The sequence below is a fragment of the Brevundimonas sp. RM1 genome, from assembly GCF_052907225.1.
Genome location: NZ_JBRERY010000009.1, coordinates 88,129 through 106,304, shown reverse-complemented (window position 1 = coordinate 106,304; position 18,176 = coordinate 88,129). Strand labels below are relative to the sequence as shown.

The window sequence follows — 18,176 nt, the reverse complement described above, 5'->3', positions numbered from 1 at the left end:
GGCGACGGCTTCTGATCGCCTTTATCCGACAGCCGCGCGCCTTCGCGGCGCTAGACCTTGGTCTAAGAAACCATACGTCTAGGGCGCGTCCTGCAGGGGCGCGTCGTGCAGGCGCTGGCGCCGCTCGGCGGCGTAGGCGATCAGCCACAGAGCCATCGACCAGGCGGCGCCCACGCTCCACCCCGCGAACACGTCCGACGCCCAGTGCGCGCCCAGATAGATTCGCGTCAACCCGATCAGCAGGGCGATCGCCACCGCGCAGCCCAGAACATAGGCCTTCAGCCGCTTGCGTGGAAAAGCGCGCGTCAGCATGACCCCCAGCGTCAGATAGAAGACGGTCGACAGCAGGGCGTGGCCCGAGGGGAAGCTGGCGTTCAGCGTCTCCACCGCCTGATAGATTTCGGGCGGCCGTTCGCGCTCGAACAGGGCTTTCAGGCCTTCGCTCAGGGCCACCCCACCCGCCAGGCCGACGACCAGCATCAGCGCCGACAGCCGCTTGCCCATGATCAACAGGAAGCCGATGGCGATGACGGCGAACAGGGTCAGCACCGATATGCCGCCGAGCGAGGTCAGATCCGCCGCCGCCTCGTGCAGCCACCACGGGCCCCAGGGGCGCCCCGGATCATCGGCGAAGGGCCGCACCGCCGCCAACACCGCATGGTCAAAGGCCTGGCCGTCGGCTTCCTGAATGTCGTCGGCCACCTCGATGAAGATCAACACCCCCAGGGCGACCACCAGCATGGCGGCCACAGCGGCGATCTCCGTGCGGGCGACGCGCAGGGCGCGGGTCAGGAAGGCGGTGGGATGCGGGGCCATGGGGCGCTAACGGCCAAGCTGTTGCGGTGTTCCCTGTCAGCCCTCGCAGAAATCGACGACGGTTCGGTGAAAAATGTGATCCCGCATTTCCTGAGTCATTTCCACAGGGTGTGATCAGCCGCCCACCGATTCGTCAGAAAAGCTCCCGTCAAGAGCTTTACCTGCGGTTAGGGATATGCACCCATATATCTAGCCAAACACCGGCAAGCAGCCACTAGATGTAGTGTCTCAAACCGGTACGGCCTTCTAATCGCATTTGTTCAGGACAGGGACGAAAATGGCTGGCGGCGAAGCGTTGCAGACGACGGAATTCTCTACGGTTTCCTCGGCGTCGCCCGAGACCAAGCCGGAGCTGACGGTGGTGAACGGCCTGAAACTGGACCGCACGCGCGACGCCCTGCTGACCGAATTCGGCAAGAAGACGCTGGAAGACCGCTACCTGCTGGCGGGCGAAAGCTATCAGGACATGTTCGCCCGCGTGGCCACGGCCTACGCCGACGACGCCGACCACGCCCAGCGCGTCTATGACTATATGTCAAAGCTGTGGTTCATGCCGGCGACGCCGGTGCTGTCGAACGGCGGCGCCGATCGCGGCCTGCCGATCTCCTGCTTCCTGAACTCGGTCAACGACAGCCTGGACGGCATCCAGAACGTCTGGAACGAGAACGTCTCCCTGGCCTCGAACGGCGGCGGCATCGGCACCTATTGGGGCGGCGTCCGCTCCATCGGCGAGAAGGTCAAGGGCGCGGGTCAGACCTCGGGCATCATCCCCTTCATCCGCGTGATGGATTCGCTGACCCTGGCGATTTCGCAGGGCTCGCTGCGTCGCGGCTCGGCCGCCGTCTATCTGGACATCCACCACCCGGAAATCGAAGAGTTCCTTGAGATCCGCAAGCCGTCGGGCGACTTCAACCGCCGCTCGCTGAACCTGCACCACGGCATCAACATCACCGACGCCTTCATGGAGGCGGTCCGCGACGGCAAGCCCTTCGACCTGATCTCGCCCAAGAACGGCGAGGTCCGCAAAACCGTCGACGCCCGCAACCTGTGGACCAAGATCCTCGAAATCCGGATGCAGACGGGCGAGCCATATCTGATCTTCTCGGACACGGTGAACCGGCAGATGCCGCAGCACCAGAAGGATCTGGGCCTGTCGGTCAAGCAGTCCAACCTGTGCTCGGAAATCATGCTGCACACGGGTCTGGACCATAAGGGCGTCGAGCGCACCGCCGTCTGCTGCCTGTCGTCAGTCAACGCCGAGACCTTCCTGGAGTGGCGCGAAGAGCCGCGCTTCATCGAGGACATCATGCGCTTCCTCGACAATGTGCTCGAGGACTTCATCACCCGCGCCCCGTCGTCGATGGCCGCCGCCGTCTATTCGGCCCAGCGCGAGCGTTCGGTGGGTCTGGGCCTGATGGGCTTCCACTCCTTCCTGCAGTCGCAGGGCGTGGCCTTTGAATCGGCCATGGCCAAGAGCTGGAACATGCGCCTGTTCAAGCACCTGCGCCGCGAGGCCGACAAGGCCAGCCGCACCCTGGCCGAGGAAAAGGGCCCCTGCCCCGACGCCGCCGATCGCGGCGTGATGGAGCGGTTCAGCCACAAGCTGGCCATCGCCCCCACCGCCTCGATCTCGATCATCTGCGGGGGTACGTCGGCAGGCATCGAGCCGATCCCGGCCAACATCTACACCCACAAGACCCTGTCGGGCTCCTTCGCGGTCAAGAACCCCTATCTGCAGGATCTGCTGGGCGAAAAGGGCATCGACACCGAGGCTGTCTGGTCTTCGATCCTCGAGAACGAAGGCTCGGTCCAGCACCTGGACGCCCTCAGCGACGACGAGAAGGCCATCTATAAGACCGCCTTCGAACTGGATCAGCGCTGGGTCATCGAACTGGCCGCCGACCGCACCGGCGACATCTGCCAGGCGCAGTCGCTGAACCTGTTCATCCCCGGCGACGTCAACAAGTGGGATCTGCACATGCTGCACTGGTCGGCGTGGGAGCGGGGCCTGAAGTCGCTGTATTATCTGCGGTCCAAGTCGGTGCAGCGCGCCGCCTTCGCCGGCGCCGAGGACAAGAAGGAAGAAGAGATCGATCCGAACCAGCCGGACCTCTTCTCCATCGCCCGCACCGACTATGACGAGTGCCTGGCCTGCCAGTAAGGCAAGCCTTCACACTCAACGCCATCGCCTTTGAGCCGCCCGGGGAACCCTCTCCGGGCGGTTTCGTTCGTCATAAAGGAATGTGGCGTAAAAGAGTCCGTTGCGGTTCCCCGGCGTTCGTGCACAGTGGAAGCGTTAACGGATCGGGAGGCACCGTTGATGCGTCGGATGGCATGGGCAGGATGGATGATCGCGGCGGTCGCCCCGACGACCGTTTTCGCCATGCCGCAAACCGTTGTGGAAGGCCCCATCGCCGCGCGCGGCGGCGACGCCATCCGGTTCGAGGACGCCGCCGCCCGGCTGGACAGCCGCCTGCCCTTCACGGCCGAACCTGACGCCGCCTTCGGCGCCCCGGTGCAGTTCAACGATGTCGCCCGACTGAGCGCCGATCAGGGCGAACTGCGTCAGGAAGCCTGGTTCGCCGGCGACGGCTTCACCGACCGACTGCGGATCACCACGACCGGGGAACTGCGCCGCGCCGACGGCTCGCCCGCGCCGCCGCGCGCCCTCGACCCCGTCGCCTTCTCGGGCGAGAGCTATGACGTCACCTATACGCGCGGCTGGACCGCCGCCAAGGGCCGCACAGCCTCGGGCCTGGAGGTGTCGCTGACGCCCCACGCCGGCTTCGGCGTCGGCAGCGACGGCCCCTCGGCCGAGGCGGGCGCCACCCTGCGCATCGGCGAGAATCTGGACCGCCTGGCCCCCAACGGCGACGAGGCCTTCGGCGAGCGGCCGCGCTGGTATCTGTACGCGGCCGGGTCCAAGCGGGCGGTCGGCTACAACTTCGCCCGCACCCGCGACGGCGACTTCGCCCGGTCCGGGGTCAGCCAGGACGCCGGAACCTACCTAGGCGACGCCTCCATCGGCGTGGCCTATCGCCGAGGCTCAGTGCAGAGCTCCTTCGGCGTCGTCTATCGCGAGATCGAAGCCAAGGGCCTGCGCGGCTATCAGGGCATCAGAACCGATGTGTCGGAAGGCCTGGTGGCCTTCCAACTGACGATCCGCCCGCCGCGCTAGGCGGCCTCGCGCCCCTTACTGCGTCCGCGCCACGCCCTCGCGGCGGCTGTCGGCCGCCCCGTCCCAGCGCCCGTTCCGCCACAGCCCGCCATGCAGGCCCGAAGTCTCGGTCGTATTGGGCCGCAGCTCGACGCCCCGCGCCGCCATGCCGTCGCGCACCGCCTTGGGGAAGCCTTCGGTATCGGCGCCGAAACCGTCGCCCTTGGCCACCAGATTCGGCAGGTCGAAGGCCTGTTGCAGCGGAAGCCCCCAGGCCAGGGCGCTGATCAGGGCCTTGGCGTTATAGGCCAGGATGGACGATCCGCCCGGCGAGCCCAGCAGGCCGATCAGACGTCCTTCGCGATCCAGGATCAGGGCCGGCGACATGGACGAGCGCGGCCGCTTGCCCGCCGCCACGGCGTTGGCCGCAGGCGTGCCGTCCGACGCCGTCGGAACCATGGAGAAGTCGGTCAGCTGATTGTTCAGGAAGAAGCCGCCCGCCATCCGGCCCGAACCGAACAGGCTCTCGACCGTGGTGGTCATGCTGACGGCGTCGCCCTTCGCATCGACGACGACCAGGTGCGAGGTGCCCGCCGGTTCGCGCGTGGCGTCCGCGCCGACGTTCGGCGCCCCCGCCGGCACGCCATAGGGCGCCGCGCCGCGCAGAGCCGGCGCCAGGGCCGCCCGCTCAGCGACATAGGCCGGGTCCAGCAGGCCTGCGACCGGCACGGAGACGAAGGCCGGATCGCCGAAATAGCGGTCGCGGTCGGCGTACATCAGCCGTTGCAGTTGGCCGAAGGCGGCCCAGGCCTCGGGGCTGTCCGGCCCCTTGTCGATGTCCGGCGTCTGCTCGGCCATGGCCAGCAGCTCCAGGATGGAGGCTCCGCTGGACGGCGGCGGCGGCACGCAGATGGTGTAGATCTTATAGGGACCGCACACGGCCTCGCGCACCACAGGGCGATAGCCGGCGATGTCGGCTGCCGTCAGGGCGCCGGGTCGCGGGCCTTCGTTGACCGCCGCGACGATGGCCTCGGCCAGCGGGCCCTGCTGCAGGGCGGCCGCGCCGTCGCGGGCGATGCGGCGCACCGTCTCGGCGTAGGCCGGATTGCGCAGGGTCTCCCCCGCCTGATAGCGCGCGCCGTCCGGCTTGGTGAAATACTCGGTCGCCCAGCGCGTCTTCGCCTGGGGGGCATCGCCGTTGATCATGCCGGCCAGACGCGGGCTGACGACGAAACCGTCCTGCGCCAGTTTCTCGGCGTCGCCGAACAGGTCGGACCAGGCCAGGGCGCCGTGTTGCTGCTGAGCCAGGGCCAGCATGGGCACCACGCCCGGCGCCCCGGTCGAGCGCCCGCTCAACACCGCATCGACAAAGGCCAGCGGCTTGCCGTTCTCATAGAAGAGCTCGGGCGTGGCGGAGGCGGGGGCCGTCTCGCGTCCGTCATAGACGGTGATCGCGCCGCTTTCGGCGTCATAGAACATCATGAAGGCGCCGCCGCCCAAACCCGAGGACTGCGGCTCGGTCAGACCCAGCACCGCCTGGATCGCCACCGCCGCGTCCACGGCCGAACCGCCTCGGGCCAGCACCTTCATCCCCGCCTCGACCGCCAGGGGGTTGGCCGCCGACACGAACGGCCCTCTGGCGACGGACGCCTGAGCCGTCGCAGGCGCTTCAGCCGAAACCGGCGCCGCCTCGGCCTGAACCCCTTCCGCCGTCGTCGCGCATCCCGTCAGCAACAGGGCCGCAAGCGCCGTCCCGGCCGCGAGAGAGGAAATCCTGCGCGCAGGGCGCAGATGGGAGAAGGAAAGGGCGCGCACTCAAGCACTCCGGGACGTTACAGGGAGGCTTTATGCCTAGGCCCGCAGGCCTCCAAGGCCAACCCCGCATTTTCTCAAGATTTTCTGAGAAAACCTGCTTGCCAGCACGAAAGCGACCCGCTAGATACCCGGCCCTGCCCGCAAGGCGGTGCGCACCCGTAGCTCAGCTGGATAGAGCACCAGACTACGAATCTGGGGGTCAGGAGTTCGAATCTCTTCGGGTGCGCCATCTCTCCTTATCATGATGATGTAAGGCGAAACGGCCGTAATATGCGCCGTCCGCTCTGGCTGCGCGACGCTGCGACGATCGCACGGCCCACGCCCCCATCGCCAAGTTAATATAAAATCAACGTTTCTACGCCTTGGCAGGAACGACCGTCGCATTGTGGCCGTTTCTTGTCCGGAGGAACGCCTGAGATGGTGTGCGAGAGGGACGGAAGCCAGACCGCCGGAGGTGGTGGGTCGAGCCTGCCCGCAAGGGCATGGTGACGCGCGCGGTCAGCGTGCGCCGTTCCGTATCCGCGCCGGCCGATCTGGCCGCCCTGCGCAATCTCGCCTCCATCACCCGACTGAGCGATGAAGAACGCGCCCTGATCCGACGATTGTGCGTGTTTCAGGAAGCGGTGCCCGCTGGCCAGCCTTTCGATCCCGACGGCCGAGCCGCCTCGCCGCGCCTGATCCTGAGCGGATGGGCGTGTCGCCAACGTATCCTGGCCGACGGTCAGCGCCAGATTTTCGGCTTCCTGCTGCCCGGAGATTCCGTAGGGCTGAGCCTTGATCCGCGTCCGCTGGACGAGACGACCATCATCGCCCTGACGCGGGTCGAATATGTCGACGCCCTGATGCTGCGCGAGATCCTGGCGCTTCAAGACCCGCGCCACGATCGGCTGCGCCGCGCCCTGGCGACGTCGCGCCGATACGAGGAAACCTGCCTGCTGAACCATGTGGTGCGGCTGGGCCGGCAATCCGCCCAGGCGCGTCTGGCCCACCTGCTGCTGGAGTTGCGCGACCGGCTGCAGCGCGCCGGGCTGTGCACCAGCGACCGCCTGCACCTGCCGCTGACCCAGGAGACCCTGGCCGACGCCCTGGGGCTGAGCCTGGTCCATGTCAGCCGCACGCTGGGCCAGATGCGGCGCGGGCGGCTGATCGCCATGCAGAGCGGCTGGGTCACCCTTCTGGACGAGGCCCATCTGCGCGCCGCCAGCGACTATGGCGTCGACGACCACGCCCTTCACTGAAACCCGAACGAAAAGAGAGAGAGAGCGAGCGTCATGAGCCCCCACCGACAACCGTCTCGGCCCCGCCCGCCTCTTTCACCGTATCGACCGCCGCGCCGGACCGGGTCCACGCTGCGAATGATCGGCGCCTCGGTCGCCGTGGCGGCCCTGCTGGCCCCCGGCGTCGCCCTGGCCCAGGACGAAGAGTTGGCGGCGCGGGTCGCGCGGCTGGAAGCTCTGGTCATCGAGCAGCAACGCCGTATCGAGGCGCAGGAAGCCCTGTTGAACGAACGCGCCGCCATGGCGCCGCCATCCGTCGATCCGCGCTGGCAGGTGCAGACCGACGCCTCGGGCCGAGCGGTCTTCGCAGATCGAACCCTGAACCAGTTGCGCGCCGGCCAGCAGGTCGCCAGCACCATCGCGCCCAACGGTCCGGCCCAACCGACCCTGCCCCCGAGCGAAGCCCCGCCGCCGCCCGCGCCCGAGGTGCGGCGCGAGCAGCTGGCCGCCATTCCCGAAGGCATCGCCGTGCTGAGCCAACCGGGAAAATTCACCCTGGACGTCTCGACCGAGTACACGCGCTCCAGCGCCAACCGTCTGGTGTTCCGAGGCATCGAGATCGTGCCCGGCGTGCAGATCGGGGTGATCGAGGCCAATGAGGCCGATCGCGACACCGGCGTCGTCACCCTGGCCGGGAAATACGGCATCGGGCCGCGCATGGAGGCGGAGCTGCGCGTGCCCTACGTCTGGCGCAACGACACCATCACCACCGTGCAGCAGCGCGACGAAGCGGTGACGCGGACCATCGACCTGAGCGGCGACGGCGTCGGCGACGTCGAAGCGGCCCTGCGCTATCAGATCAACGGCGGCGAGCGCGGACGCCCCATCTTCATCGCCGGCCTAAGGGTCAAGAGCGACACGGGCGAAGGACCGTTCGACATCGATCGCGACGAGTTCGGCATCGCCACCCGCCTGGCCACAGGCTCGGGATTCTGGGGCGTCGAGCCCAGCATCAGCTTCCTGTACCCCAGCGATCCGGCGGTCATTTTCGGCAGCCTGAGCTACTTCGCCCACCTGCCGCGCGACATCAACAAGACCGAGGGCGAGATCCGCATCGGCGAGGTCGATCCCGGCGACGCCATCGGCCTGTCGATCGGTTTCGGCTTCTCGCTGAACCCGCGCTTCTCCTTCTCGCTGGGCTACAAGCACAACTACATTCGGCCGACGAAGAGCGAGTTGAACGACATCACCGAAAAGTCCGATGCGCTTCAGGTCGGCGCCCTGCAGTTCGGCATGTCCTACCTGCTGAACGATCGCTACAGCCTGAACGGCAATTTCGAGTTCGGCGTGACCGAGGATGCGCCCGACATGCGCTTCATCCTGCGCCTGCCCATCGTCTTCTAACATGAAGAAGGGGCCGCCCGACGGCGGCCCCCGAGAGACTCGAACCGCTGCGGCCTAGAAGCCGCCCAAGCTCCTGAGACCGGCCCAGTCGATGTCGCGAGCGATGTTCGATCCATAGTTGTGCATCTGGCTGTTGGTCTGGATCGTCGCCAGATCAGGCAGGACCAGGTTCAGCTCCATGTCCTGACGGATGTTGCGATTATCGGCGTTGTTGATGATCAGGTTCTGCAACTGGCTGGTCGTGATGTTGTGCAGGATCGCCGTCGCGCCCGAGCCGTCCACCACCGCCACCCCGCCGGTGTTGTTCAATCCGCGAAGGTCGATGCCGCCCGCCACCAGGCTGGCCATGGCGCCCGCCAGATCAGCCACGCCGGGGACGTTGTGCTGAACCTGCTGACTTACGGGTCCGGTCGGCGTCCAGGTCAGTTGCGTCTGAAGAGCCAGTTGGTCGTTCACATAGGAACGGACCACGACGCCGAAGCCGAAGGTGAAGCCTCCCGCCGTCATGAAGCCGCCGCGCGCCTCGGACATGTCCGCGTCCGTCATGACCTGAGGCCCGCGCATGACCTCGACCGGCGTAGCAACCGGCGATGGCGCCGCCGACGGCGGGGTCGCGAAGGGCTCCAGAGAGGCGTCGCCGACAAGCTCGGCGGCGAAGGCGACGGATTCGGCCGAGACCGGCGCCGCCAGACTGACCGGCGCCAGGCAGGTCATGACGAGCAGAATGCTTGAACGCGCGCGTCTCATGGTCGTCACCTCAGATAGGGATCGAGGGAGAAACGCGTCGTCACTTGATACAGCGGCGGCAACTCCCGCGTCAGTTCCGCCAAGGACATGGGCTGAAGCGCCTGCCCCGGCCGCGACCGGTTCCAGATGCGCCACTCCTCGGCGTCGTTGAAGGTGTCCGCCGGCTGGCGGACGACGAAGGCGACCCCGTTCCACATGGCGGCGAACTGGTCGCGCGAATAGATCTTCAGCCCCAGGGCCGGATCGCCGACAAGAACATGGCCCGCGTCATCGCCCTTGAAGACCACGAAATGTTTGTAGCCGGCCGTGTCGATCATCACGATGGCCGGGGCGTTCATCTCGATCAGCTCGTCCAGGCTGAGCCGGAAGCCGTCGGCGGGATAGCCGCGCGCATCGAGGTAGCGCTTCATGTCCAGCAGGGAGAAGCCGACGCGGCGGATGGTCTCCTGATCCCCGTCGGCGAACATGGCGCGGAACACCTGAGCCTCGCCGACATCGCGGCCGTAGTGATGGCGCAAAAGGGTGGCCAGAGCCGCCGAGCCGCAGCTGAAGTCGTACTGCTGGCGCACCACGGTGCGGAAGGGCAGGTCGCGATAGCTGACCACCTTCACCCGGCCCGCGGCGGGACCGTTGTTCAGCAGGATCTCGGCCTGGGCCGAAGCCGCAGACAGGGCCGGCAAACCCGCCACGGCGGCCAGCCCCAGGTTGAGCAGAAGCCGGGCGGACGAGCGTGTCACGGGTTCGGAGCCGTCGTCACGATATTGATCGTGATCGCGCCTTGCAGGTTGTTGTTGTTGCCGCTGTTCATGACGAAGTTGCCGATGCCGTTGAAACCGGAAAAGGCGTTGGCGTCGATGCGCATCCCGCCCGTCGTCACGGTGTTGGCGTTGACGCTGTTGCCGCTGTTGGTCGCCTGCAGCAGTTGGTCGCTGGCGATGACCACCGACGACGCGCCCTGACGGCCGTGCAACGCATCCAGTTCGTCAACAGCCAGCGACCGCGGCCCTGTGGCGGCGGTTGAAGCGTCAACGGGAGCCGGAGCGACAATGATGAAAGGCGGAGGGGGCGTCGGCGGAGAGGCCGAATTCGGATCGGCCGCCCCCAGCAGCGCCAGGGTCGACAGAATGCTGAGCATGGTTCCCTCCCAGGAAAAAGAAGTTCGGCGGCCGGAGAACCGGCCGCCGAAACCAAGGCTTAGTTGCCGCCGCCGCCAAAGGTGACGTTGGCGTTGGCGCTGATCGCCGTAGCCGCCTGACCAACCGAAGCCAGGCCGGTGTTGTTGCTCACCGTCTGGATGCCCGCGAAGCCTGCGAAGGCGCCGCCGCTCTGGTTGATGTCGCCGGTGCGAATACGGCCGTTTTGCGGGCCTTGGCCGTCTTCCGACATGTCGAAGCTCAAGTCGCTGACGTTGGCGCTGAGTTCCTGCATGTTCAGGGAGACGCGGATGTTGCCGATATTAGTCGAGTTGTCGTTGCCCGAGTCATTCACAGAATTGTCGTTGAAGGAGTCAGAGACCCCCAACTCCAGGTTGGTGTTGACCGAGTTATCCGTGTTGGTTGACGCATCAGTGTTGAACGAGTCGGAGATGCCGACTTCAGTGTTCGTCGAATTATCCGAGTTGTCGTTGAACGAATCCGAGACGCCCAGCTCCAGATTGGTATTGGTGGAGTTATCTGAATTGTCGTTCAGCGAATCAGAGATGCCCACGTCCAGATCAGTGGAGTTGTCGGTGTTGAACGAATCCGCGACGCCCAAATCCACATCGGTGCTGTTGCCGCCGCTGTTGTAGGAGTCAGTCGCCGTGGTGTTGCCGCCGACCGCACCGTTCGGACCGCTCGAGGACTGAGCCTGAGCCATGCCCGCAAAAGCCAGAGCCCCAGCCAGGACCGCAGCAGACGTCATTAGTTTGGCACGCATTTCCTTGCCTCCAATCAAAGGTGATTAAGGAGGCTCCTCCACCTCCGAAGGCCGAAATCGTCGAATGACACGGATCGTTCCCCTTAAGAGAGCCCCTGATTTTCCTCGAGAATTCGTACACTCCGGCCATCTTGCGGGAGAAGATCTGATCAAATGGAGTGGAGCCCTGCGGCCAGGAAGCTCGACATCCCGTCATTTGATCAAAAGACCACCCAGAATAAAGTTGGCGAAGTCGTGACTTTTTTAAGGCAGGCGCGCCGGTAGCGGTTCGAGTCTCCGCTCAACGGCTCCCGTGGCGCAATCGCTCCGGCCGTGCTACGCGCGCCGAACCATGACGACGCCCCCTATCGAACGCATCCGCAACTTTTCGGTGGTCGCCCACATCGACCACGGCAAGTCGACCCTGTCCGATCGCCTGATCCAGTTCACGGGCGGCCTGACCGCGCGCGAAATGTCGGAACAGGTTCTTGATAATATGGACATCGAGAAGGAGCGCGGCATCACCATCAAGGCGCAGACCGTGCGCCTGAACTACAAGGCCAAGGACGGCGAGACCTACGTCCTGAACCTGATGGACACGCCGGGGCACGTCGACTTCGCCTATGAGGTGTCGCGTTCGCTGGCCGCGTGCGAAGGCTCGATCCTGGTGGTGGACGCCTCGCAGGGCGTCGAGGCCCAGACCCTGGCCAACGTCTATCAGGCGATCGACAACAACCACGAGATCGTCCCGGTCCTCAACAAGATCGACCTGCCCGCCGCCGAGCCGGACCGGGTGCGGGCCCAGATCGAGGACGTCATCGGCATCGACGCCTCCGACGCCGTCATGTGCTCGGCCAAGTCGGGTATCGGTATCGAGGACGTGCTGGAGGCCATCGTCGCGCGTCTGCCGGCGCCCAAGGGCGACATCAACGCCCCGCTGAAGGCCATGCTGGTCGACGCCTGGTACGATCCCTACCTGGGCGTGGTGCTGCTGGTCAGGGTGTTCGACGGCGTGCTGAAGGCCGGCATGCGGGTGAAGATGATGCAGACCGGCTCGTCGCACCTGGTCGACCGCGTCGGCGTCTTCCTGCCCAAGAACACCCCGGTCGAGCAGCTCGGTCCCGGCGAGGTCGGCTTCATCACCGCCCAGATCAAGGAAGTCGCCCACGCCGCCGTCGGTGACACCATCACCGACGAGAAGAAGCCCACGGCCGAAGCGCTGAAGGGCTTTAAGGACGTGCAGTCGGTGGTCTTCTGCGGCCTGTTCCCGGTCGACGCCGCCGACTTCGAAGATCTGCGCGCCGCCATCGGCAAGCTGCGCCTCAACGACGCCAGCTTCACCTATGAGATGGAATCCTCGGCCGCCCTGGGCTTCGGCTTCCGCTGCGGCTTCCTGGGCCTGCTGCATCTGGAGATCATTCAGGAGCGCCTGAGCCGCGAGTTCAACCTGGACCTGATCGCGACGGCCCCCTCGGTCGTCTACAAGATCGGCCTGCGCGACGGGACCGAGATCGACCTGCACAACCCGGCCGACCTGCCCGACGTGATGCAGATCGAGACCATCAGCGAGCCGTGGATCAAGGCCACCATCCTGACCCCCGACGAATACCTCGGCGGCGTGATCAAGCTGTGCCAGGACCGTCGCGGCAGCCAGATCGAGCTGTCCTACGTCGGCAGCCGCGCCCTGGTCGTCTATGAGCTGCCGCTGAACGAGGTCGTCTTCGACTTCTACGACCGGCTGAAGTCGATCTCGAAGGGCTACGCCTCGTTCGACTATGAGATCACCGACTACAAGGTCGGCGACCTGGTGAAGATGTCGATCCTGGTCAACGCCGAGCCGGTCGACGCCCTGTCCATGCTGGTCCACCGCGCCCGCGCCGAGACGCGCGGCCGCGGCATGGTGGAGAAGATGAAGGAGCTGATCCCGCCCCACATGTTCACCATCCCGATCCAGGCGGCCATCGGCGGCAAGATCATCGCCCGCGAAACCGTCCGCGCCCTGCGCAAGGACGTGACCAGCAAGTGCTACGGCGGCGACGCCACCCGCAAGAAGAAGCTGCTGGAGAAGCAGAAGGCCGGCAAGAAGCGCATGCGTCAGTTCGGCAAGGTGGAGATCCCGCAGGAAGCCTTCATCGCCGCCCTGAAGATGGACGAGGATTGATCCTCGTACGAGGAAAATGAAATCATGAAGGGCGGAAGGCGGTGCTTTCCGCCCTTTGTTCTTTTGCCCTCAAAACCCCGCCCGCCACGTCTCCGCGGTTAGCGTCACCGCCGCTTCGAGCGGGGGCTTGAGCTGGAACAGGCCCGGCGCGGCGGCGAGATCGTGGAGGCGGTAGAGGCGCCAGGCGTCGGGGCATTCGGTTGAGACCTCGCGCTCGGTGCGGGTCAGGAAGAAGTCGGTGGCGGGGCCGCCGCGCGTGGCCTTGACCTCGATCAGGCGCTCGCGGCCCGCCGGATCGAAGCTCTTGATATCGTAGCCGGCGCCGTCGCCGCGCTCCTGGGACGTCCATTCGATCTTGCGGGCCAGATCGGGGCGGTCATGGGCGATCAGGAAGGCGCGCTCGTGGTGGAAGACGTGACGCTCGCCCCACTGGCCGAGGACGCGGTTGCGGTGATCGCGGGCGGCGGGGTCGTATTTGCGGACGATGCGGGCGAGCCCCTCGGGCCGGGGCTTGCGCGCCGGGCCGAGGGGCGGCGGGGCGGTGATGGGGAGGATGACGGGCGGCGGCGCGTCCGGCTGGCTCCATGGCGAGGCGAAGGGTTGATCGGGTTCGTGGACGGAAGGCTGGCGTGGCGTCGGCCCCTCCACCACTTCGTGGTCCCCCTCCCCATGGAATGGGGAGGAAAATGACAGGCCGAGGCTCCATGCGTCGGGATGGGCGTCGAGGTAGCGTTCGACAGCCGGAAAGAGCGCGTTCTGGATGTTGTCCATGCGCCTGTAGCCGCGGATGGTCGGCAGGCCGAGATCGGCCAGGACCGAGGACAGGTTCATGTGCTTGAACTCGACCGAGCGGTGCGAACGGCCCGTGCGCGCCATCAGGTCGCGGGCGTGATGCGCCTTGACGTAAGGGCGCCCCGCAAGCTCGGCCGCCAGCATGGTGAAATAGGTCGCGACGATGGCGTCCAGTTCGTCCGCCTGCCAGTCGGTTCCTACCTTAGATTGGTCGATCATCGCCCCTCCGCCTACCGGAGGTTAGCTTTGCCGTGGAGTCTTGGCCAGGACGCATGGGACAGGCGGGGCCGAGGCGATCACCTCGCCCTCCCCACCCGGTCGCTGGCGCGACCACCCTCCCCATAAAGGGGAGGGAGAGGCGTTAAGGTCAGCGTAAGGGCGTGTGGGTTTTCAGAGGCTTGGGGGCGGATCGGCGCACCCAGCCCGCCTGGGTCGGCGCCGGTCCTATCCTTGCGCGCATGGAGGAGACCCTGGACGCCAAGCCCGCGCACTATCGCCTGTCGCGGGCGACGTGGGAGATCATTCTGGAGGCCTATCGCAACGGGGCGACCGTGCCTGAGCTGAGCGAGCGGTGGCGGGTGTCGCAGCACGCCCTGCGCAAGCGCATCACCGTCCACGGCGCGACCAAGCGCGACTGGGGCGATGCGCGGGCGCGCGAACAGGCCGAGGCGCGCGAACGGATGCAAGCCGAGCGGGCGGCGGCCGAGGCGGTTCGCGCCGAAGCCCTGTTCGCGCCGTCCGAAGGGGACGCGGACGAGACGGCGGAGGTTCTGGCCGAGACGGCGATGCGGGCCTCGGCGCGGGCCATGCGGGGACGGATGTGGGACGAGGCCAGGGCCCTGGCCCAACTGGCCGAGGCCTATGGCCGGATGGCGCAAAGGAGCGAGCGGGCGCGGGGACGCGGCGAGGTGACGCTGGACGACATTCCGCTGGAGCTGATCAAGGCGCTGGCGCTGAACGAGGATCAGTGCGCCTCCAGCCGACTGGCGATCTGGGACGAGGCGGACCCGCATCCGGCCAAGCAGGAGTATTGGGCGGTCAACGCCGCCCAGCGCGAGGCGGGCATGGAAGAATGGCTGGCCCTGATGCGAGAGCGCAAGACGCTGCGGGATCGGGTGCGCGAACTGGAGGCGGCGGCGGGCCTGGCTCCTCGCTCCGATCAAGCGCAGGCCGGACGCGCCGAAGATGAAGAATTATCCATATAACAATGTGTCGCGTTGCGGCGGCGGCGCGCGCGGTTAAGGTCCGCCTCAACATGATCTTTTGGGGACTGAAATCATCATGCGCCTTGCCGCCTCTTCCGTCGCGCTCGCCGCCCTGCTGGCCGTGAGCACGCCCGTTCTGGCCGCGCCCGCCGCGACCGCCTCCGCCGCCACGACGGCCGCCGCTCAGGCCGAGCCTCTGCGCGGCGCGCCGGTGTCGGAGTTGATCGCCCGCGTCGACATTCCGTGGAAGCGCTTCCAGCTCGACAACGGCCTGACCGTGCTGGTCCACGAGGACCGCAAGGCGCCGGTGGTGGCGGTGTCGGTCTGGTACAATGTCGGGTCGAAGGACGAGCCGAAGGGCTCGACCGGCTTTGCGCACCTGTTCGAGCACCTGATGTTCGGCGGGTCGGAGAACTCGCCCTCCAGCCACATCCAGACGATGAACGCCGCGGGCGCGACCAGCCTGAACGGCACGACCTGGTTCGACCGCACCAACTATTTCCAGACAGTGCCGACCCCGGCGCTGGACTACACCCTGTATCTGGAATCCGACCGCATGGGCTATCTGCTGGGCCAGGTCAGCCAGGAGGTCTTGGATCTGCAGCGCGGCGTCGTTCAGAACGAGAAGCGCCAGGGCGACAACCAGCCCTACGGCATGACCTATTACGCCACGCTGGAAGCCCTGTTCCCCGAGGGGCACCCCTATCGCCACTCGACCATCGGTTCGATGGCCGACCTGGACGCGGCCAGCATGGAGACGGTGCGCGACTGGTTCCGTGAGAACTACGGCCCGAACAACGCCGTCCTGGTCCTGTCGGGCGACATCGACGAGGCCAAAGCCCGCGAGCTGACTGAGAAGTATTTCGGCGCCATCGCGCGCGGCCCGGTCAACACCCCGGCGGCGGCGCCCGTGCCGACCCTGGCGGCCCCTGTCGAACAGGTGCTGCACGACCGCGTGGCCCAGACCCGCATCAGCCGCACCTGGGCCGTGCCGGGCCTGGGCGATCCGGACTCCGTGCCGCTGAGCGTCGGCGCCTCGGTGCTGGGCGGCCTGGCCAGCTCGCGCCTGGACAATGTGCTGGTGCGCGACGAGCAGACGGCCTCCAGCGTCTCGGCCTCGAACCAGACCTTCCAGCGGCTCGGCATGTTCAGCTACTCCGCCATGGTCAAGCCGGGCGCCGATGCGGACGCCGTGGCCCAGCGCATGGACGCCGTGCTGGCCGACCTGATCGCCAACGGCCCGACCCAGGACGAGATCAACCGCGTGGTGACGCGCTACGCCTCGCAGCGCATCCAGGGGCTGGAGACCGCCAACGGCAAGGCCTCGGTCCTGGCCGAGGGGCAGCTCTATTCGAACGATCCGGACTTCTACAAGAAGGAGCTGGCGGCCTACGCCGCCGTGACCCCGGCCCAGGTCCAGGCGGCGATGCAGAAATGGCTTAGCCGCCCCGTCTACAGCCAGATCGTCATGCCGGGCGAGCGCGAGGCCTACGCCGAGGCCGCCGCCGCCCCGTCGGGCGCGACCCCGACGCCGGCCGAGCCGATCCAGCGCGTGGCTCGCGACGCCGCCCCGGCCATCGGCCAGGTGTCCAACGTCGACTTCCCGGCGGTGGAGCGCGCCGCCCTGTCGAACGGCATCGAGATCGTCTACGCCCGCTCGACCACCGTGCCGGTGACGCGCGTGGCGCTGGAGTTCGACGCCGGGGTCGCGGCCGACCGCGCCGACCGGCTGGGCGCCCACACCCTGATGCTGAGCGTCATGCAGGAAGGCACGACGACGCGCGACTCCAAGGCCCTGGCCGAGGCGCAGGAACGTCTGGGCGCCAACGTTTCGGTCGGTTCGTCGATGGACCGCACCATCGCCAGCCTGTCGGCGGTGACGACCAATCTGCAGCCGTCGCTGGCCCTGCTGTCGGACGTGGTGCGCAACCCGGCCTTCGCTCCGGCCGAGATCGAGCGTCTGCGCGCCACGCGCCTGGCCGCCCTGGCCAATGAGAAGACCCAGCCCGCCGCCATCGCCGGCCGCGCCCTGCCGCCGCTGATCTATGGCGAGAGCCACCCCTACGGCCGTTCGTTCGGCGGCACGGGCGACGAGGCGGTGATCCGCGGCCTGTCGCGCGACGACCTGGCGGCCGAGCACGCCCGCTGGATCCGTCCGGACAACGCACAGCTGTTTGTGGTGTCGGACCTGCCGCTGACCGAACTGAAGCCGCAGCTGGAAGCCGCCTTCGGCGACTGGCGCGCCCCGGCGACGGCCAAGGGCGCCAAGGCCTTCGACGCCGCCCTGCCGCAGACCTCGGCGCGGGTGGTGCTGATCGACCGGCCGCAGTCGCCGCAGTCGCTGATCTACGGCGGCCAGGTGCTGCCGGTGTCGGGAACGGACGACATCCTGACCCTGACCACGGCCAATACGGTGCTGGGCACGGACTTCCTGTCGCGCATCAACGCCGATCTGCGCGAGACCAAGGGCTGGTCCTACGGCGTGCGCGGCACGATCAGCCAGTTGGAGAACCGCGCGCCCTATATCGTCAACGCCCCGGTCCAGGCCGACCGCACGGGCGAGTCGATCGCCGCCCTGGTCAGCCAGTACGACCGTTTCCTGGGGGCCGAGGGCGTAACGGCGCAGGAGCGCGAGCGCACCGTCCTGGGCCGCACCCGCGCCCTGTCGGGCAGCTATGAGACCTCGTATCAGGTGCTGGGCGCCCTGCAGTCCAACGCCCTCTACGGCCGCCCGGACGACTATCCCGAGACCCTGGCGGGCCGTATCAACGCCCTGACGGCGCAGGAGATGGACGCCGCCGCCCGCGCCGCCATTCAGCCCTCGCGCTTCGTCTGGGTGGTGGTCGGCGACGCCTCGGTCGTCAAGCCGCAGCTGGACGCCCTGGGCCTGCCGGTCGAGGTGCGCGCCGCCGAGGCGCCGAAGCCGGCCCAGTAAGCCTCTTCAATCCCGCCTGAAACGACGACGG

Annotated in this window: 14 protein-coding genes and 1 tRNA gene; 8 read left to right on the top strand and 7 right to left on the bottom strand. The window is 67.1% G+C overall.

The features are described 5' to 3' along the window. Positions 1-78: 78 nt before the first annotated feature. Positions 79-816 carry a phosphatase PAP2 family protein gene (locus ACU5AP_RS10395; RefSeq protein ID WP_003164007.1) on the bottom strand — a complete coding sequence of 246 codons (738 nt, stop codon included), beginning with the start codon at positions 814-816 and terminating at the stop codon, positions 79-81. A gap of 277 nt (positions 817-1,093) precedes the next feature. Here ACU5AP_RS10395 and ACU5AP_RS10390 point away from each other — a divergent pair, with 277 nt between their 5' ends. Together ACU5AP_RS10390 and ACU5AP_RS10385 are read left to right on the top strand one after the other, a co-directional pair. Beyond that, positions 1,094-2,977 (top strand): ribonucleoside-diphosphate reductase subunit alpha, encoded by a 1,884-nt coding sequence (locus tag ACU5AP_RS10390; RefSeq protein WP_040344597.1) that lies wholly within the window; start codon positions 1,094-1,096, stop codon positions 2,975-2,977. Positions 2,978-3,163: 186 nt separating this feature from the next. Then, positions 3,164-3,994 carry a lipid A-modifier LpxR family protein gene (locus ACU5AP_RS10385; protein WP_003164010.1) on the top strand — a complete coding sequence of 277 codons (831 nt, stop codon included), beginning with the start codon at positions 3,164-3,166 and terminating at the stop codon, positions 3,992-3,994. Positions 3,995-4,009: 15 nt separating this feature from the next. Here the strand turns inward: ACU5AP_RS10385 and ACU5AP_RS10380 are convergent, their stop codons facing one another. Next, a complete protein-coding gene (locus ACU5AP_RS10380) occupies positions 4,010-5,788 on the bottom strand; it encodes a gamma-glutamyltransferase family protein (protein ID WP_446681211.1) in 1,779 nt (592 codons plus the stop codon). 152 nt (positions 5,789-5,940) lie between these two features. Here ACU5AP_RS10380 and ACU5AP_RS10375 point away from each other — a divergent pair. The 3 genes from ACU5AP_RS10375 to ACU5AP_RS10365 all read left to right on the top strand — a co-directional run bounded on the left by ACU5AP_RS10375 (position 5,941) and on the right by ACU5AP_RS10365 (position 8,409). Then, positions 5,941-6,017: transfer RNA gene (locus tag ACU5AP_RS10375), tRNA-Arg, on the top strand. Positions 6,018-6,270: 253 nt separating this feature from the next. Further along, on the top strand, positions 6,271-7,026 hold the full coding sequence (locus ACU5AP_RS10370) for a Crp/Fnr family transcriptional regulator (protein ID WP_003164012.1): 756 nt from the start codon (positions 6,271-6,273) through the stop codon (positions 7,024-7,026). Positions 7,027-7,143: 117 nt separating this feature from the next. After that, positions 7,144-8,409 (top strand): transporter, encoded by a 1,266-nt coding sequence (locus tag ACU5AP_RS10365; protein WP_128719422.1) that lies wholly within the window; start codon positions 7,144-7,146, stop codon positions 8,407-8,409. Between the two features lie 54 nt (positions 8,410-8,463). Here ACU5AP_RS10365 and ACU5AP_RS10360 read toward each other — a convergent pair whose 3' ends face one another. Genes ACU5AP_RS10360 through ACU5AP_RS10345 form a run of 4 tightly spaced genes read right to left on the bottom strand, consistent with a single transcriptional unit; the run spans position 8,464 to position 11,073 of the window. Next, a complete protein-coding gene (locus tag ACU5AP_RS10360) occupies positions 8,464-9,156 on the bottom strand; it encodes a hypothetical protein (protein WP_128719421.1) in 693 nt (230 codons plus the stop codon). Between the two features lie 5 nt (positions 9,157-9,161). Continuing rightward, positions 9,162-9,893, bottom strand: a complete 732-nt coding sequence (locus tag ACU5AP_RS10355; RefSeq protein ID WP_198478733.1) for a C39 family peptidase — start codon at positions 9,891-9,893, stop codon at positions 9,162-9,164. Then, the gene (locus tag ACU5AP_RS10350; RefSeq protein WP_003164016.1) at positions 9,890-10,291 is read right to left on the bottom strand and encodes a hypothetical protein; all 402 of its coding nucleotides are present in this window, start codon (positions 10,289-10,291) and stop codon (positions 9,890-9,892) included. Before ACU5AP_RS10350 ends, ACU5AP_RS10355 begins: the two co-directional genes overlap by 4 nt. A gap of 59 nt (positions 10,292-10,350) precedes the next feature. Next, entirely contained in the window at positions 10,351-11,073 is a 723-nt protein-coding gene (locus ACU5AP_RS10345; RefSeq protein ID WP_128719420.1) for a hypothetical protein, read from the bottom strand. A 331-nt stretch (positions 11,074-11,404) separates the two neighbouring features. On the opposite strand from ACU5AP_RS10345, the gene lepA reads away from it, so the two are divergent. Further along, positions 11,405-13,213: a translation elongation factor 4 gene (gene lepA, locus ACU5AP_RS10340; RefSeq protein WP_128719419.1), complete on the top strand. Its 1,809-nt coding sequence runs from the start codon at positions 11,405-11,407 to the stop codon at positions 13,211-13,213. Between the two features lie 69 nt (positions 13,214-13,282). Here the strand turns inward: lepA and ACU5AP_RS10335 are convergent, their stop codons facing one another. After that, complete coding sequence (locus tag ACU5AP_RS10335; RefSeq protein ID WP_088411008.1) at positions 13,283-14,224, bottom strand: DUF3883 domain-containing protein; 942 nt, start codon at positions 14,222-14,224, stop codon at positions 13,283-13,285. 161 nt (positions 14,225-14,385) lie between these two features. Here ACU5AP_RS10335 and ACU5AP_RS10330 point away from each other — a divergent pair, with 161 nt between their 5' ends. Both ACU5AP_RS10330 and ACU5AP_RS10325 read left to right on the top strand, forming a co-directional pair. Continuing rightward, the gene (locus ACU5AP_RS10330) at positions 14,386-15,210 is read left to right on the top strand and encodes a hypothetical protein (RefSeq protein ID WP_128719418.1); all 825 of its coding nucleotides are present in this window, start codon (positions 14,386-14,388) and stop codon (positions 15,208-15,210) included. Positions 15,211-15,286: 76 nt separating this feature from the next. After that, on the top strand, positions 15,287-18,145 hold the full coding sequence (locus tag ACU5AP_RS10325; protein ID WP_128719417.1) for a M16 family metallopeptidase: 2,859 nt from the start codon (positions 15,287-15,289) through the stop codon (positions 18,143-18,145). Positions 18,146-18,176: the final 31 nt, after the last annotated feature.

Coding starts and splice junctions, on each gene's coding strand:
- ACU5AP_RS10395 (WP_003164007.1), bottom strand. CDS start 816: ATGGCCCCGCATCCCACCGCCTTCCTGACCCGCGCCCTGCGCGTCGCC.
- ACU5AP_RS10390 (WP_040344597.1), top strand. CDS start 1,094: ATGGCTGGCGGCGAAGCGTTGCAGACGACGGAATTCTCTACGGTTTCC.
- ACU5AP_RS10385 (WP_003164010.1), top strand. CDS start 3,164: ATGATCGCGGCGGTCGCCCCGACGACCGTTTTCGCCATGCCGCAAACC.
- ACU5AP_RS10370 (WP_003164012.1), top strand. CDS start 6,271: ATGGTGACGCGCGCGGTCAGCGTGCGCCGTTCCGTATCCGCGCCGGCC.
- ACU5AP_RS10365 (WP_128719422.1), top strand. CDS start 7,144: ATGATCGGCGCCTCGGTCGCCGTGGCGGCCCTGCTGGCCCCCGGCGTC.
- ACU5AP_RS10360 (WP_128719421.1), bottom strand. CDS start 9,156: ATGAGACGCGCGCGTTCAAGCATTCTGCTCGTCATGACCTGCCTGGCG.
- ACU5AP_RS10350 (WP_003164016.1), bottom strand. CDS start 10,291: ATGCTCAGCATTCTGTCGACCCTGGCGCTGCTGGGGGCGGCCGATCCG.
- ACU5AP_RS10345 (WP_128719420.1), bottom strand. CDS start 11,073: ATGCGTGCCAAACTAATGACGTCTGCTGCGGTCCTGGCTGGGGCTCTG.
- lepA (WP_128719419.1), top strand. CDS start 11,405: ATGACGACGCCCCCTATCGAACGCATCCGCAACTTTTCGGTGGTCGCC.
- ACU5AP_RS10335 (WP_088411008.1), bottom strand. CDS start 14,224: ATGATCGACCAATCTAAGGTAGGAACCGACTGGCAGGCGGACGAACTG.
- ACU5AP_RS10325 (WP_128719417.1), top strand. CDS start 15,287: ATGCGCCTTGCCGCCTCTTCCGTCGCGCTCGCCGCCCTGCTGGCCGTG.